The 16703-nt window shown below is 43.7% G+C and carries 13 protein-coding genes; all 13 read left to right on the top strand.

The annotated features are described in order from the left end of the window. The first annotated feature begins 42 nt into the window (after positions 1-42). The 13 genes from FPZ43_RS03620 (at position 43) to FPZ43_RS19480 (ending at position 16702) form a co-directional block, all read left to right on the top strand. Positions 43-1557 (top strand): POT-type proton-dependent oligopeptide transporter, encoded by a 1515-nt coding sequence (locus FPZ43_RS03620; protein ID WP_146380469.1) that lies wholly within the window; start codon positions 43-45, stop codon positions 1555-1557. A gap of 146 nt (positions 1558-1703) precedes the next feature. Then, complete coding sequence (locus FPZ43_RS03625; protein ID WP_146380470.1) at positions 1704-2435, top strand: polyprenol monophosphomannose synthase; 732 nt, start codon at positions 1704-1706, stop codon at positions 2433-2435. A 114-nt stretch (positions 2436-2549) separates the two neighbouring features. After that, a complete protein-coding gene (ruvB, locus tag FPZ43_RS03630; RefSeq protein WP_146380471.1) occupies positions 2550-3572 on the top strand; it encodes a Holliday junction branch migration DNA helicase RuvB in 1023 nt (340 codons plus the stop codon). Positions 3573-3738: 166 nt separating this feature from the next. Next, positions 3739-4326 carry an RNA polymerase sigma factor gene (locus FPZ43_RS03635; protein WP_146380472.1) on the top strand — a complete coding sequence of 196 codons (588 nt, stop codon included), beginning with the start codon at positions 3739-3741 and terminating at the stop codon, positions 4324-4326. Positions 4327-4443: 117 nt separating this feature from the next. After that, complete coding sequence (locus FPZ43_RS03640) at positions 4444-5643, top strand: FecR family protein (RefSeq protein WP_146380473.1); 1200 nt, start codon at positions 4444-4446, stop codon at positions 5641-5643. Positions 5644-5879: 236 nt separating this feature from the next. After that, positions 5880-9305 (top strand): TonB-dependent receptor, encoded by a 3426-nt coding sequence (locus tag FPZ43_RS03645; RefSeq protein ID WP_146380474.1) that lies wholly within the window; start codon positions 5880-5882, stop codon positions 9303-9305. A 22-nt stretch (positions 9306-9327) separates the two neighbouring features. Further along, positions 9328-10821: a RagB/SusD family nutrient uptake outer membrane protein gene (locus tag FPZ43_RS03650; protein ID WP_222430919.1), complete on the top strand. Its 1494-nt coding sequence runs from the start codon at positions 9328-9330 to the stop codon at positions 10819-10821. Positions 10822-10914: 93 nt separating this feature from the next. Continuing rightward, positions 10915-13197, top strand: a complete 2283-nt coding sequence (locus FPZ43_RS03655) for a GH92 family glycosyl hydrolase (RefSeq protein ID WP_146380475.1) — start codon at positions 10915-10917, stop codon at positions 13195-13197. Between the two features lie 8 nt (positions 13198-13205). Continuing rightward, a complete protein-coding gene (locus FPZ43_RS03660) occupies positions 13206-14366 on the top strand; it encodes a Gfo/Idh/MocA family protein (RefSeq protein WP_146380476.1) in 1161 nt (386 codons plus the stop codon). A 145-nt stretch (positions 14367-14511) separates the two neighbouring features. Beyond that, positions 14512-15372 (top strand): polysaccharide deacetylase family protein, encoded by an 861-nt coding sequence (locus FPZ43_RS03665; RefSeq protein ID WP_146380477.1) that lies wholly within the window; start codon positions 14512-14514, stop codon positions 15370-15372. Positions 15373-15449: 77 nt separating this feature from the next. Next, entirely contained in the window at positions 15450-15923 is a 474-nt protein-coding gene (locus FPZ43_RS03670) for a nuclear transport factor 2 family protein (RefSeq protein WP_146380478.1), read from the top strand. 26 nt (positions 15924-15949) lie between these two features. After that, positions 15950-16531, top strand: a complete 582-nt coding sequence (locus FPZ43_RS03675) for a C40 family peptidase (protein WP_261380975.1) — start codon at positions 15950-15952, stop codon at positions 16529-16531. Between the two features lie 48 nt (positions 16532-16579). Continuing rightward, positions 16580-16702: a hypothetical protein gene (locus FPZ43_RS19480; protein ID WP_261380976.1), complete on the top strand. Its 123-nt coding sequence runs from the start codon at positions 16580-16582 to the stop codon at positions 16700-16702. The last annotated feature ends 1 nt before the right edge of the window (position 16703 follow it).

Genomic DNA, 16703 nt, shown 5'->3' on the forward strand with positions numbered 1-16703 from the left:
GGCATATTTATACTATTTTAGGCAAAATTTTAATATCGATTTATGGCGAAAGATTTAGAGATTGAGAGACCCAAAGGCAAAATTCCACGAAGTGTTCCATTCATTATAGGAAACGAATTTTCGGAACGTTTCAGCTTTTACGGGATGAAGAGTATCCTGGCTATTTTCCTTGTAAACCAATTTTTCAATCCATCACATAACCCGGCGCTTACAACCACTGCCGAGGCGCAATCAAACTACTACAACCACCTTTTCTCAACCCTTGTGTATTTTACTCCACTTGTTGGCGCTGTACTTGCCGATTGGTTTTTTGGTAAATACAGGCTAATACTTTTCGGGTCGATCATCTACACATTCGGACACTTTATTCTGTCGATGTTTGATACGTCGCTTAACGGTTTCGTTGCTGGCCTGGTAGTTATAGCTATCGCTGCGGGCGGTATTAAATCGTGCGTTTCGGCAAACGTTGGTGACCAGTTCGATCATAGCAATCAGCATTTAATGAGCAAAATTTATAGCTGGTTTTACTTCAGTATCAATGCAGGTTCAACAGTAAGTATATTGCTTATCCCTTACCTGTACGAGCATTTTGGCGCAGCAGTAGCTTTTGGTGTACCCGGCGTTTTAATGGCTTTAGCCACCGTTATATTTTTTAGCGGGCGCAAACAATATGTTAAGGTGCCACCAAGCGGCGTAAAAAAGCAAAACTTTATAACAGTAAGCGCTTACATGATAGGCCAGCTTTTTTCTAAAAAAGCCCCTACCAAAACCGCTTGGCAAAATACCGAAGTTAAATACGGTGCCGAAAAAACGGAGGCTATCCGCGCTATATGGTCGGTAATGGCGGTGTTTGCCTTTATACCAATTTTTTGGGGAATGTGGGACATGAACAGCTCTGAATGGGCCTTGCAGGCAGATAAACTTAATTTGGATTTAGGGGCGTTATTTGGGCACCTCCATATCCTGCCATCACAGGTACAATTTGTTAACGCATTGTTTTTATTGATTTTGATACCTGTTTTCAATTACGGCATTTACCCGTTGGTAGAGAAAATCGGCATCAAACTTACTCCGCTCAGAAAAATCGGCGCGGGGTTATTTATTACCGGCTTTAGCTTTGTAATTATAGCACTTATTCAGATAGGTTTACAAAACGGACACCAGCCTTCTATCTGGTGGCAAATACTAGCCTTTGTTGTACTTTCTGCAGGTGAGGTTATGGTATCTATTACCGGCCTTGAATACGCCTATACACAATCGCCGCCATCAATGAAAAGTACCATGACCGGCCTGTGGTATTTTACTTATTCGGTAGGTACTTTCTTTACCACGCTTATCAGTAAAAACATTGCCAACAAGGGTGTATTTTCATATTTCGAGGGCGATAAATATTTTTGGCTGTTCGTGGGTATCATGGCTTTCTTTGTTGTGTTATTCATCATCGTAAGCCCGTACATTAAAGAGAAAAGCTTTCTTGTTGATGATACGCTGGCAAAAGGCCTAAACATTAAAGGCGATCATACTAACGAAATCCATCCAGACAATCCTATAGTATAAAGCTGTACTACAGCGCAGTATAGTAAAATACTCGTCACAAAACAGGGAAGCTCACCACTTTCCTGTTTTTTTATTTTAAAGCATTTTAAAATAAGGCTATTTTCGCAGCGTTACATTATACCCGGATTTCAAACATTTGCCCTTAAGTGCCCGATAGCATAGTAATTATACCCACTTACAACGAAAAGGAAAACATCGAGCGGATGATTCACAAAGTGATGTCGCTGCCGCACGATTTTCATTTGCTCATTATTGACGATGGTTCACCGGATGGCACAGGCAACATTGTCAAGCGCCTGCAGCCCGACTATCCTCAAAAGCTTTTTTTAGTTGAGCGTTCAGGAAAACTTGGGCTGGGTACAGCCTATATACATGGCTTTAAGTGGGCTATTGAGCGCCATTATGATTTTATATTTGAAATGGATGCTGATTTCTCCCACAACCCTGATGACCTGCTTCGCCTGCGCCAGGCCTGCATAGATGGTGCCGATGCCTCGATAGGCTCGCGTTACATCAAAGGTGTTAATGTGGTAAACTGGCCAATGAGCCGTGTATTGATGAGTTACTTTGCCTCGGTTTACGTGAGGTTTATTACAGGTATCACAACACAGGACTCGACAGCCGGCTTCATGTGCTACAAGCGTAAAGTGCTCGAAACCATTAATCTTGACAAAATTAAGTTTGTAGGATACGCTTTCCAGATCGAGATGAAATACACCAGTATCAAACACGGCTTTTTGGTAAAGGAAATCCCAATCATTTTCACCGACCGCACTGTTGGCACCTCAAAAATGTCTAAAGGTATCTTTAAAGAAGCCATATTTGGGGTAATCCAAATGAAAATCAATAGCATTTTCAGGAAGTATCCGGAGCGGTGATTTCAAGTCCGCAGTCGGTAAGGAGTCTAGATCTTCTTCAACATATGTTCGTCTTTCGGACTTTCTGACGTCCAGACTTTCCGACTACCGAAAAAAATACTAATTTCGTTGGCAATGAACGAGCATCTTGATCCCGAAAGCGAACGCCTCACCCCTGCCGAACGTGATATTGAAAAGGTATTGCGCCCCCAGGCTTTCGAAGACTTTACCGGTCAGCATAAAATACTCGATAACATCAGGATATTTGTGCAGGCAGCCAAATTGCGCGGCGAAGCCTTGGATCATGTGCTATTGCATGGCCCTCCAGGCTTAGGAAAAACCACTCTATCGCATATTATTGCTAATGAGATGGGCGCCGGTATTAAAATTACATCCGGCCCGGTACTCGATAAACCAGGTGACCTTGCCGGCCTGCTTACCAACCTGGAAAGTGGAGATATACTTTTTATAGACGAGATACACCGCTTAAGCCCATTGGTTGAAGAGTACCTATACTCGGCTATGGAGGACTTTAAAATTGATATTATGCTGGAAAGCGGACCAAATGCACGCTCAGTACAAATATCATTAAACCCGTTTACCCTTGTTGGCGCAACAACGCGTAGCGGCTTACTTACTGCTCCGCTTCGTGCGCGTTTCGGTATCAACGCAAGGCTTGAGTATTACGACGCCAAATTACTTACCACTATAGTGCTACGATCTGCTGCCATATTGCGCACGCCTATCAGTGATGAAGGCGCGTTTGAAATTGCCCGCCGCAGCCGTGGCACGCCACGTATTGCGAATGCCCTGTTGCGCCGCACACGCGACTTTGCGCAGATAAAAGGCAATGGCTACATTGATACTGCCATTTCGCAATATGCACTAAACGCCCTAAATGTAGATGAACACGGGCTCGATGAAATGGACAATAAGATCCTGGCTACGATTATCGATAAGTTTAAGGGCGGGCCAGTTGGTTTGAAAACCATTGCCACAGCCGTTGGCGAAGAGGAAGGCACACTTGAAGAAGTGTACGAGCCATTCCTGATACAGGAGGGCTTTTTGATGCGTACATCCCGAGGTCGTGAAGTTACCGAGTATGCTTACAGACACCTCGGTAGGATCAAATTGGGCGGCAACCCCTCATTGTTTTAAAAGCAAATGAGAATACTTTAGTTAATACATATCAGGTATATGTTTAATTTACAAGCATTTACAAATGTGTAAATATTACACAACGCGAAATTTTTTTAACATTTGGGCATAATTAGGTTGCACCTGCTGATTTTTTTTCGGTAATTGGCTGCACCAAATTATACCTATGTCTGAACTGGAAGTACTTACTGAAAGGGAACTGCTCGACAAAGTAGCCCTTGGGGATGAACACGCATTTAGCGTGCTTTTCCGCAACTACAGCCAGCAATTGGGTAACCATATTTACCGTATTACCGAGTCGATGGAGCTTGCGGAAGAGATAGTGTCGGACGTGTTCATGAAGATTTGGATGAACCGCGAAACACTCGATACTGTACTCAGCTTTAAAGCCTTTTTATACGTTTCTTCCAAAAATCACGCGCTTAACTGCCTGCGCAAAGTTGCCAAAGAACGCGCCTTTCAAGTATCTATAGATGAAAGCTCGGTTGTTTTTGAAGTTGCAGATATAAACGAGCCCAACAACTACTACGCGCTAATTGATGAAGCTATTAACCATTTGCCGCCACAACAACAGAAAGCTTACCTGCTAAGCAGGCACGACAGGCTTAAGTATGACGAGATCGCACGTAAAATGGGCCTTTCGCGTGAGACGGTTAAAAAATATATTCAAGCATCTACCCTGTCAATCACCAATTTTATACAGGCAAATATCGATGTAATCATGATGGTGTTACTGACCTCATTATTTTTTTAAATTTTTTCAGAACCGCATACCCCCTTTTTAACGGGTTGTTGTGTCTTACAATAAAAGGGGCATCCCTAAGCCTCTCATCTACCAATACCAATTATCGAAAAAACACTTACTTAACTGATGAATACATCCAGGCAAAGGTTGCTATACCTTTTTGAACGCTATTACAGCAAAACCGCTACGCCGCAAGAGCGCGACGAGCTATTTACTGTAATAAATGCAGGAGCTAACGACCATGACCTGGCCGATGCGCTTCGCCGTGCCTGGGATGAGCTGACAGCGAGTGCGCCCATTTTCGATGAATCGAAGATGGAAAGCATTCTCAACAACATATTAAATGATGGCCGCAATACAAGGCCGAATAAAAAAAATAGCAGCCTTTATTTATGGGCCAGATTTGCCATGGCTGCAACGTTGTTACTGTTTGCCGGCGCCGGTTTGTATACCTACCTAAGCAAACAACCCACTGTAAGGCAAAAAAAAATTACAAAGGTGCAGCCCCGCCCTAAAAATGATGCGCTGCCCGGTGGCACTAAAGCATTGCTTACGTTGGCCAACGGGCAAACCATTGTTTTGGACAATGCGCAGAACGGCACGCTGGCCAAACAGGGCTCAACTATTATTAAGAAAACGGAAGCCGGCAGGCTGGTTTATAACGCAGCGGCCAAGGCAGATGCCAGTGCAGCAATCTCAATAAATACCATAGCCACTCCACGCGGCGGCGAATACCAGGTAATATTGCCCGACGATACCAAAGTTTGGCTGAATGCAGCTTCATCAATAAGCTTCCCTACCCGTTTTACGGGCAAAACCCGCGATGTTGAAATTACCGGCGAGGCTTATTTTGAAGTGACCAAGAATGCTGCTATGCCCTTTCATGTAAAAACTTATCGTGGCGTTATTGAGGTATTGGGTACTCATTTTAACGTAATGGCCTACAACGACGAAAAGTTAATGAAAACAACGCTGCTTGAAGGTGCCGTGAATGTAAGGCTGGGCAATGTGGTTAGTAAACTTAAACCCGGCCAGCAGGCGCAAATAGACGTAAGCGGAAATACTAATGTGATAAACGATGTGGACTTAGAAGATGAAATAGCCTGGAAGAACGGCATATTTCAATTTAGGGATGCAGGCCTTGCGCAGATATTACGCCAGGCCTCAAGGTGGTATGACGTTGATGTTGTTTATAAAGGTAATATCCCGCAACGTGAATTTAACGGAAGATTATCGCGCAAGGTAAAAGCGTCTGAGCTTTTAAAAATGCTTGAGTATACAGGTGTAAACGTTTCCATTCAGGGCAAAAAGCTTATTGTTAATTAGCCAAAAAAATCAAATCAATATAAACGATAGAAAACAAATAATTATGACGAAACCAATACGCCCCCCAAGTTAACCCCGACTGGCGAACCCACTGTAAAATGCAATTCGACAGGCATGTTGCAGGTCATAAAAAAACCGGAGAGTGTTTCGACCCACCCCCCGGCAACAATTCGGGTTCCCCAAGTATTACAATCGACGAATTGAAACTTAATGTTTAACCCAAACACAACAAACTTATGAATTTTAATTCTAAGGCCACGCCCTGGGCGTGGTCTAAACTTTCCAAAATTATTTTGGTTATGAAATTCACTGCCATTATAATAATTGCAGCCCTTACCAATGTCTATGCAAAAAGCTACAGCCAGATAGTAACCTTAAAGGAAAAGAAATCGAGCGTGGAAAAAATACTGCGCCAGATTGAAAAACAAACAGGTTATCATTTCATGTATGATAAGCAGGATGTTGCAAAAGCAGGCGCAATAGACATCGAAGTAAATAACGTTACCATTAGCCAGGCGCTTGATCGTGCATTTGCTAATCAGCCGCTTACCTACAAAATCTTCGAAGAAACTATTGTTGTTAAAAAGAAAGACGAAGCCAAACCGGCTGTTTTTGCAGCTATTGACGTAACCGGTACCGTGCGTGACGCAGCAGGCCCACTGCCCGGCGTAACCGTTAAGTTAAAAGGTACTGATTTAGGCACCCAAACCGATGCCAATGGCAAATACAAGTTATCCGTTCCAGATGGCAACGGCACTTTGGTATTTAGCTTTATAGGTTTTACATCGCAGGAAATTGCCATAAGCAACCGCGCTACAATTGATGTTACGATGGCAGAAGTGCCAAAAGCATTAAGCGAGGTTGTGGTTGTAGGTTATGGTACCCAAAAACGTGTCGACTTAACAGGTTCTGTTGGTAGCGTTGGCTCCAAACAATTGCAGGAACGCCCGCAAACCAACCTTGAGCAGGAACTTGCCGGTAAACTTGCCGGTGTAAACGTTTCAAGCAACTCGGGCGAGCCGGGTGGTAGTACAAAAATTCGTATCCGTGGTTATAGTTCCATCAACACCAATACCGACCCGCTTTATGTTGTGGATGGTATAGTGTGGACAGAAGGTGGTAACTCCATAAACCCGAATGACGTTGCCTCTATCGACGTATTAAAAGATGCATCATCAACCGCTATTTATGGTACACGTGGCGCAAATGGTGTAATTTTGATCACCACCAAACGTGGTGCAAAAAACCGCCCGAGCACGGTAAGCTACGATGGTTATGTGAGCGTAAGCAACATGGCAAAAAAACTGGCTGTATTAAACTCGGCCCAATTTTTAGCATTGGAAGACAAAGCTTACGCAAACATCCAGAAATATGACCCAACTGGTTGGGCAAGCGGTAAATATGTTGATGACGATCCGGTTAAGATCCGTACAGCGCTAATAGGCAAACTATTTGACTCAAACCTTAACCCATTATATGACACCGACTGGCAAAAGGAAACTACCCGTTCGGCCATCAGCCAAAACCATAACGTGTCGGTAACCGGTGGTGCCGAAAATATCAACTACGGTTTGTTCCTAAACTATGCCGACGACCAGGGTATTATCCTTAACAGCTACCTTAAACGCTACAATGCGCGGTTAACGGTAGACAACCAGGTAAAACCATGGTTAAAAATTGGTGCTACATTAAACTACAATGCCCAAGATCAGCGTGCAGGTAATTATGGCACTGGTGGTAACAACATCCCTCGTGGTTTGATCGAGATGATCCCTATCATACCTATCCAGTATCCTGACGGCACTTACGGCAAACGTACCGACTATCCTAACATGGAGGGCGGCGATAACCCTGTTGCACAAACAAGAGAGATACAGGAGCTTGCACGCACCCGCGTATTTAATGGTAACGGTTACGCTGCTATCAACATCTTAAAAAATCTGGAGTTCCGCACGGTATTGGGCGTAACTACTGCTGCTAACTACATACCGCGCTTTGCGAGCGGCCTTGTAGGCGGCCCAACAGCCGATCAATCGTACAGCTCAGCATCTATTGATGAGTATAACCGTACTTTTTATCAATGGCAAAATTACTTTACCTACAACACCAAGTTTGGTAAAGACCATACTTTGAATGTTGTTTTAGGTACAGAGCGTCAAAACTTCCAGCAACTAAGATTGTACGGATCAACCAGGGGCTTGTCTGACAACTTTTATCAATACTATAACTTAGGTGCAGGCGCAATACCGGGTATACCCACTTCAGATTACACCGCATGGCAAATGCAATCGTTTTACGGTAGGGTTAACTACAACCTGATGGAGAAATACTTGTTTACCGTAACCGGCCGTGCTGATGGTTCATCGAGATTTGGTCAAAACTCTAAATACGGTTTCTTCCCGTCGGCGGCTTTTGCATGGCGCGTATCACAAGAAGAATTTTTGAAAGACAATAAAACCATTTCCGACCTTAAATTTAGGTTGAGCTACGGTTTATCAGGTAACTCGGAAATAGGCCAGTACCGCTCATTAGCAAACATCAATACAAGCAATTACGTGTTTGGTGGTGCACAGGCAATAGGTACAACATTAACCAGCATTGGTAACCCTGAATTGCAATGGGAAAAAACAGCGGAGTACAACGTTGGTGTATCATTCGGCTTATTCGACAACCGTGTTACCTTGGATGCCGACGCTTATTTGAAAAAAACACAGGCATTATTACTTAACGCTCCCCTACCGCAAACAAGTGGTTTTAGCAGCGTGTTCAGAAACACCGGTAAATTGCAAAATAAAGGTATTGAGTTAACCTTAAATACCGTAAACGTCAGAAGCAAAGACTTCACTTGGAATACATCATTCAACATTTCCTTCCTGAGCAACAAGATCCTTGCGCTGGGAGCATCTAATGATGATATCTTCCTCGACCCTACATTCCTATCTCAATTTAATTTAATGCGTGTTGGTTTGCCTGCAGGTAGCTTTTACGGCTACAAGGTTCTGGGTACCTGGGGTACTGCTGAAGCAACACAAGCAGCTTCATACGGTTTATTGCCGGGCGACCTAAAAATTCAGGATACCAATGGCGATGGCCGCGTTACATCGGCAGATAAAGTTGTATTGGGTAAATCAATCCCTGACGGTTATGGAACCTTTACCAACAACTTTACTTACAAATCATTTGATCTTGGTGTGGAGTTACAGTTTAACTACGGTAACCAGATTATGAACCTTACCAAACACTCTGGCGAAGACCGTACCGGCCAGGCAAACAGCTATGCAACTGTATTGAATGCATGGACGCCTGATAACCAAAATACCTCAATTGCCGAAACCAGGCCTGCTTATGTTCGCTACCAAACTGAGATCTATTCTACCAAGGTTGAGAGCGGAAACTTTATTCGTGGCCGTGCGGTAACGTTGGGTTATACCTTTAATAAATCTGTTTTAGATAAAATCAAACTAACCAGACTAAGGGTTTATGCGCAGGCACAAAACCTTTTTGTGATAACCAAATACACCGGTTACGATCCTGAAGTATCTACCTATAATGGTAACCCTAATTTTAACCAGGGTGCATCAAGCAACTTTACGCAAAACATTCAATTTTATGATTATCCGAAACCAAGGGTATTTGTGCTTGGTGTAAATGCAAGTTTCTAAACCATTAAAAGTTAAAAACATCATGAAATTAAATAGAAAAATATATAGTATAGCCTTGTTAGGAGCCCTCACAATTGGAACTACAGGCTGCAAAAAATATCTGGACGAAAAAAACAACAGCAATTTTGATAAAGGCAACTATTTTCAAAATGCAGGCCAGGCACAAACCTTTGTAAACGGTATTTACACATCGCTTTACATGTTTCAAAACGGTGACGCATACGGTGAGAGTCCCTTTATAACGATGGAACTGTTTGCCGGCCACGCTACTTCGTTAGGGCAAAGCGTTAACAACGGAAACGTTATAAACCAGCGTACCGATGCTGTTAACCCTGGCTTTGAAACGGTTTGGCGCAGCAGCTACAACGCTATCGCCAATGCCAACCTTGCTATTGCACGTATACCGGGTATTACCATGGATGAAACTCTTAAAAAGAACTTGTTAGGACAAGCCTATTTTTTAAGAGCATTCTTCTACTATCACCTGGTAAGGTTATACGGAGATGTGCCATTGGTTACCGAGCCTGTTGAAGTAACCAGCCCCAACCTGTACCCATCGCGCTCGCCTGTTGCAGATATTTATGCCCTGATAGTAAGTGACCTGGAAGCAGCAAAAGCATCAGGCCTGCCAACTACCGATCAAACAGGTAAGGTATCATTGGGTGCAGTTAAAACGTTATTGTCAAGTGTATACCTGACCATGGCAGGATATCCTTTGCAAAAAACAGAAAACTATGCCAAGGCGGCTGCCGAGGTGGTAGATGTATTGCCAAACTACACACTGTTTACCGATTATGCTTTCCTGCACGACAACGCTAACAAAAACCGTGGCGAGCTTATATTCCAGGCCAACTACCTTGTGGGCATCAGGGATAATGCAATACCACAGCTTACTATTCCTTTTAACCAGCCAATTGGTGCATACGGCGATAAATTGGGAGCAATGATACCAACAAACGAGTTTTTTAACAGCTACGAAGCCGGTGACAAACGTACCGAGGAACGCCAGTTTTATTACTCAAGCTATCCGCAATATGGTAATCCAGCAAACGTCATCAATTTTGGTGTACATGCCTTATACAAATACTTTCATGTTGAGAGCGCGGCAAGCAGCGGCATAAGCGATGAGAACTGGACGTTTTTGCGCCTGCCCGAAGCACAGCTGATTTATGCTGAGGCAACTAACGAAGTTAGCGGCCCCACTACCGAAGCTTACGCAGCAGTAAACGCTATAAGGAAACGTGCAAACCTGGCTCCGCTGAGCGGCCTTACAAAAGATCAGTTCCGCATTGCTATCTGGAAAGAACGCTATCACGAGTTGGCTTACGAAAATAAAGCTTATTTTGATATACAACGTACTCACCAGGTGTACGATGTAAAGGCTAACACTTTCGGCCCTGCAACATCAACACCGAATGAGCAGAATGTAACCTTTAGGGAGCAGTATTACCTGTGGCCAATACCGCAGCGTGAAATTGCAACCAACGCCAACCTCACTCAAAACCCCGGTTGGTAACAAATACAATATAAAAGACTGGCGATACCCGCCAGTCTTTTATATTTACGGCGGTTTACATTTATTCACATCTAAGCAAGCTTTTCTTTAAACATGAAAAAAGGATTACTCTTTTTAAGTACTGTACTTTGTTCTGCTTCTTTATTTGCGCAACAGGTTAGTAAAGTTACCGACCCTGTTGAGTGGATTAACCCTTTAATGGGTACCCAATCAAAATACGACCTCAGTAATGGCAACACCTACCCCGCTGTAGCTGTACCATGGGGTATGAACTTCTGGACACCGCAAACCGGCAAAATGGGCGACGGATGGCAATATACCTATGACGCTTACAAAATAAACGGCTTTAAGCAAACACACCAGCCATCACCATGGATGAACGATTATGGCCAGTTTGCAATAATGCCCGTAACAGGCAAGGTGAAAGTCGCCCAAAAAGGTCGCGAAAGCTGGTTCTCTCACAAAGCCGAGATATCAAAGCCATACTACTACAGCGTTTACCTGGCCGATCATGATGTAACTACCGAGATCACCCCGACAGAACGCGCTGCACAATTTAGATTTACCTACCCACAGACGGACAGCTCACACATTATTGTAGATGCATTTGACAGGGGTTCTTACATTAAAGTTATTCCCGGCGAGCGCAAAATAGTAGGTTACACTACCAAAGTGGCACGCGGACCTTTAAAGAATTTCAAGAACTGGTTTGTGATTTATGTAGATAAGCCTATTGCGTCGTCACAAACCTATAATGATACTGTTGCCACGGGCAAGCAGGAACTTGATGCTAAACACGTAATGGCCGTTGTAAGCTTCAAAACCAAAAAGGGCGAAAAGGTTAATATGCGCGTAGCATCTTCATTCATCAGCCTTGAGCAAGCCGAACTTAACCTGCAACGCGAAATAGGCAGCAAAACTTTTGATGCCGTTAAAGCCGAAGCTAAAACTACCTGGAACGAAACTCTTAGTCGCCTGGCAGTTGAAGGCGGAAGCACAGACCAGGTGCGTACATTTTACTCCTGCCTTTACCGTATGCTGTTTTTCCCGAACAAAATGTACGAGATAAATAAAGAAGGCAAGGTAATGCACTACAGCGCACAAAACGGACAGATTTTGCCTGGTTATAAGTTTGCAGGTACCGGTTTCTGGGATACTTTTAGGGCGTTGTATCCATTCCTCAACCTTGTTTATCCGTCAATAAACAAAGAGATGCAGGAAGGCCTTATCAATGATTATAAAGAAGGTGGTTGGCTACCCGAGTGGAGCAGCCCGGGCTACAGCGATGTAATGGTTGGTAACAACTCGGCGTCGGTTGTATCTGATGCTTACATAAAAGGTATCCGTGGTTATGATATCTATAAATTATGGGAAGCTGTGGTACACGGCGCAAATAACGACGGGCCAAATGCTACCGGCCGCGACGGCGTTGAATATTACAACAAGCTTGGTTACGTACCTTATGACGTTAAAATAAACGAAAACGCCGCGCGTACTTTAGAATATGCGTATGATGATTTTGCCATTTATCAGTTGGGCCGCGCGTTAGGCAAACCGAAGTCTGAGACTGACATTTTCAAACAACGCAGCATGAATTATAAAAACCTTTTTGATAAGGAGTACAACATGATGCGCGGTAAAAACAAGGACGGTAAATTCCAAAGCCCATTTAATCCGCTTAAATGGGGTGATGCCTTTACCGAAGGCAACAGCTGGCATTATACCTGGAGCGTTTTTCATGACGTACAAGGACTTGTTGACCTGATGGGTGGCAAGCAACGCTTTGTTGCCAAGTTGGACTCAGTATTTACCTTGCCGCCAATATTTGATGATAGCTACTACGGTGAAGTGATACATGAGATCCGCGAAATGCAGATTGCAGATATGGGCCAATACGCGCATGGAAATCAGCCTATTCAACACATGATATATCTTTACAATTACGCAGGCGAGCCATGGAAAACTCAGCTGCATGTGCGTGATGTAATGAACAAGCTATACAAAGCTACACCTGATGGTTATTGCGGTGATGAAGACAACGGCCAGACATCAGCCTGGTACATCTTCTCATCAATGGGCTTCTACCCAGTTTGCCCCGCTACAGACCAGTATGTATTGGGTGCACCGCTATTTAGAAAAGTTACGCTTACATTGGAAAATGGCAAACAGGTTGTTATAAATGCTGCTAATAATAGCGATGCAAACCGTTATGTTAACCAGCTATCTGTTAACGGAAAGCCATATGGTGTAAACTGGTTAAGCCACAAAGCGCTGCAACAAGGCGCGACGCTTAATTTCCAAATGTCGGCAGCACCTAATAAAACAAGGGGTACAAAAACAACAGATGTACCTTATTCTTTATCTACCGAAAAGTAAACGAAACTATGAAAGCTGTAAGATTTTTAATTTGCCTAATATTTGTAACAGGTTTATTTAAATCGATCGCCTTTTCACAACAAACACCAGTTAAAACAGCGCCTGCAACAACAGCAGCCGCTGTTGCTGTTTTGCCCCCTGCCCCGGCCTTGCTAAGCACGCTGAAGTTAGGGATTGCCGGCTTGTCGCATGATCATGTACACAATATCCTGAACGACTATAAAGCCGGTAAAGTAGTTATAGTTGGCATAGCCGAGGCTGATAAGCAACTCCGTGACCGCTATCAGCAACAATATCAGTTGCCTGATTCCTTATTTTTTGATGACCTTAAAAAGCTGGCTGTTACAAAAAAGCCAGACGCTGTATTGGGCTTTAACCCGGTGGCAAAACATATTGATGTAGTTGAAACCTGCGCCCCTTTAGGGATATCGGTAATGGTTGAAAAACCTTTAGCTGCTACACTTGCCCAGGCTCGCCGTATGGAGTTTTTAGCACTTAAATACTACGTTAAAGTCTTAACAAACTACGAAACTACCTGGTATCCGTCATATCAGTACGTGTACAACATGACCAGTAAAGATAGCATTGGGCAGATCCGTAAAATGGTGGTACATGATGGACACGAAGGGCCGAAAGAGATTGGATGCAGCAAAGAGTTTGTAAGCTGGCTTACGGACCCTGAACTAAACGGCGGCGGGGCCCTTATTGACTTTGGCTGCTACGGTGCCGATTTGATGACCTGGTTGATGAACGGACAAAAGCCCATTGCGGTCACCGCGATTGCTAAGCACTACAAACCTCAAACCTATCCGAAAGTTGAGGATGATGTAAATATTTTAGTGGAATATCCCACTGCCACTGGCATCATTGAAGCATCATGGAACTGGCCGTTTTCAATAAAAGATCTTGAAGTTTTTGGCGACGAAGGATATATGCATGCTGTTGATCCAAACTATGTATATACCCGCGCCGGTAAAAAAAATACAGGTGGTAATGCCCCACCGCTTGAGGCAAATCAAAACCACCCTATAAGCTATTTGCAACGGGTGCTGCAAAACAGGCTGCTCGGGCTTACAGATAGGTCTTCATTAAAATACAATATTATTGTAATGCAGATACTGGATGCTTCCAAACGATCAATAGCTGAAGGCAAAAGGATTGCCCTTTAGTATCCACTTTAAAACATGCGAAAGGCCCCAAACACATTGGGGCCTTTCTGTTTGGGACCAAACATTACACGTTGTATTATTTATTAACAGTTAATACGCGGATATATAATTATAGTATTTTAGCACCCAAATTTTATCTACTATTATGCTAAAGCAATTTTCTGCACTACTACCCCTATGCTTTTTAGGCATGGTTGCCTGCCAGTCAAAACCGGCCCCCGCCGATAAAAAAGCTGCCGATACAGCCGCGACCGAAAAAACAGCCGATGCTCCTGCAGAGGGGGCAAAGGTGGCAACCGGCCCAATTGATAAAGCTGCAATAATGGCCCGTAAACAAGTGCCTGTTGTATGCTATCACCAAATACGAGACTGGCGCCCGAAAGACTCGAAAGGTGCTAAAGACTATATAGTACAGATAGCAGCTTTTAAAGAGCACATGAAGATGCTGGCAGACAGCGGTTACCACACCATCCTGCCCGATCAATTGTATAATTACCTGGTAAACGGTGCAGCCCTGCCAAAAAAACCAATAATGCTTACGTTTGATGATACCGACCTTGACCAGTATACCATAGCCGCGCCCGAGATGAAAAAGTACGGCTTTAAAGGTGTATTTTTTATAATGACGGTATCTATTGGCAGGCCAAACTACATGAACAAGGAGCAAATTAAGCAACTATCAGATGCTGGCCATGTTATAGGCTCACATACATGGGATCACCACAACTTTAAAAAATTTACCGGTAAAGATTGGGAAACACAGATAGATAAACCAACCAAGAAATTGGAAGAAATAACAGGCAAAAAAATCACCTGGTTTGCATACCCATTCGGCTTATGGAACGCTCAGGGCATACCTGAATTAAAGAAGCGTGGCTTCATTGGCGCTTTCCAACTGGCCGAAAAGCGCGATCCTAACGAGCCTTTGTTCACCATCCGAAGAATATTAGACAGCGGTTACTGGAGCACAAAAACATTTGGCAACAACGTTCGCAGTAGCTTTTAATCTTACTTAAATAAAATGTAAACCCTCTTTTGTAACAACATCAGGGGGTTTATTTTTGCAATCACTATATTTAAACCATGATAGCCAACCTTCGCTTAATTACTTGCACCACTGCTTTTGCCTTAGCACTTGCCGCCTGTGATACTAAAAAAACTGAACCGGCTCCAAGCCCTGCCGAAAGCAACGCAAAATTAATAAAGGAGCATTTTCAATTACTAAACGAGCACGAGCTAAAACCATTGATTGCTCAATATGACACGAAAGCAGTAATTGTAACGAGCGATTACCCCGGCGAGCTGCATGGCCAGCCCGGTGCCGACCAGGTATTTCATCAAACTTTTTACGTATCGCCTGATGCAAAGTACCTTGTGGGCAATACGATTATTAATGATACCGTTGCTGTAGTGGAATATGATGTGATCGGCCTTCGCGAGGGGCACGACAGCCCAATACGCTATGATGTGCGAAATTGCAGCGTATTCAAAATCAAGGATAACAAGATAATCAGCGAGGCTACCTACGTCAACAGTAAGCTATACAACGCCAAGTAATATACATGCCGCTACAACGACTTTATTTGAAGCAGATATTTTTTTTAATTACGGCCACAGTTTTGCTATCGGCTTGTCATTCGCGCAAACTAACACAACGCCCTACTGCCGATGCGGTGAACGATATGCTGGCCAAACAGCGCGGCCCGTATGTGATGGTAAAACCGGATAAGGAGATTGCCGACAAGTATGCTACAATAATGCAGGTTAAACGCAACGATATACAAAACGGCAGGTTATATACTTTTATTGAAGAATGGCTGGGCGTGCCTTATCGCTTTGGCGGCATGGATAAGGAAGGCGTGGATTGTTCTGGCCTGGTATCTTTACTGCAGCTACAGGTTTATGACCAACCCGTACCACGCACAACGGCCCAGCAGGCCAACGCGGTTAAACGAAAATACGAGGACGAACTGAAAGAAGGCGACCTTGTTTTTTTTGACTTCGACGGCAGGCAGTTTAGCCATGTGGGTGTTTACCTGCAAAACGGTTACATTGTACATGCAAGCACCCGCAAGGGCGTTATAGTAGTGCGCCTTCATGACCGCGGCATATATCAGTACTTTTCAAGGGCCGGATCCGTAACTGATCACTCTACAACAAATTAAACCAACCCTTAATTAGCTTTTAGCTACCTTATTTGATAATTTTGCACAATGTCAAAACCCAAAGCCGACTACTCTTTCTGGACCAAGTATAAGCGTTTTGCAGGTAACGAAATACTGCTTTATCTCATCATGATAGTCGGCATTATACTCGGTATTATAATCTTTAGTTGAG

Source organism: Mucilaginibacter pallidiroseus (assembly GCF_007846085.1).
Lineage (GTDB): Bacteria > Bacteroidota > Bacteroidia > Sphingobacteriales > Sphingobacteriaceae > Mucilaginibacter > Mucilaginibacter pallidiroseus.

Excerpts from the sequence above, each read along its gene's own strand:
- FPZ43_RS03620 (WP_146380469.1), top strand. The coding sequence starts at position 43 with ATGGCGAAAGATTTAGAGATTGAGAGACCCAAAGGCAAAATTCCACGA.
- ruvB (WP_146380471.1), top strand. The coding sequence starts at position 2,550 with ATGAACGAGCATCTTGATCCCGAAAGCGAACGCCTCACCCCTGCCGAA.
- FPZ43_RS03635 (WP_146380472.1), top strand. The coding sequence starts at position 3,739 with ATGTCTGAACTGGAAGTACTTACTGAAAGGGAACTGCTCGACAAAGTA.
- FPZ43_RS03640 (WP_146380473.1), top strand. The coding sequence starts at position 4,444 with ATGAATACATCCAGGCAAAGGTTGCTATACCTTTTTGAACGCTATTAC.
- FPZ43_RS03645 (WP_146380474.1), top strand. The coding sequence starts at position 5,880 with ATGAATTTTAATTCTAAGGCCACGCCCTGGGCGTGGTCTAAACTTTCC.
- FPZ43_RS03650 (WP_222430919.1), top strand. The coding sequence starts at position 9,328 with ATGAAATTAAATAGAAAAATATATAGTATAGCCTTGTTAGGAGCCCTC.
- FPZ43_RS03655 (WP_146380475.1), top strand. The coding sequence starts at position 10,915 with ATGAAAAAAGGATTACTCTTTTTAAGTACTGTACTTTGTTCTGCTTCT.
- FPZ43_RS03660 (WP_146380476.1), top strand. The coding sequence starts at position 13,206 with ATGAAAGCTGTAAGATTTTTAATTTGCCTAATATTTGTAACAGGTTTA.
- FPZ43_RS03665 (WP_146380477.1), top strand. The coding sequence starts at position 14,512 with ATGCTAAAGCAATTTTCTGCACTACTACCCCTATGCTTTTTAGGCATG.
- FPZ43_RS03670 (WP_146380478.1), top strand. The coding sequence starts at position 15,450 with ATGATAGCCAACCTTCGCTTAATTACTTGCACCACTGCTTTTGCCTTA.
- FPZ43_RS19480 (WP_261380976.1), top strand. The coding sequence starts at position 16,580 with ATGTCAAAACCCAAAGCCGACTACTCTTTCTGGACCAAGTATAAGCGT.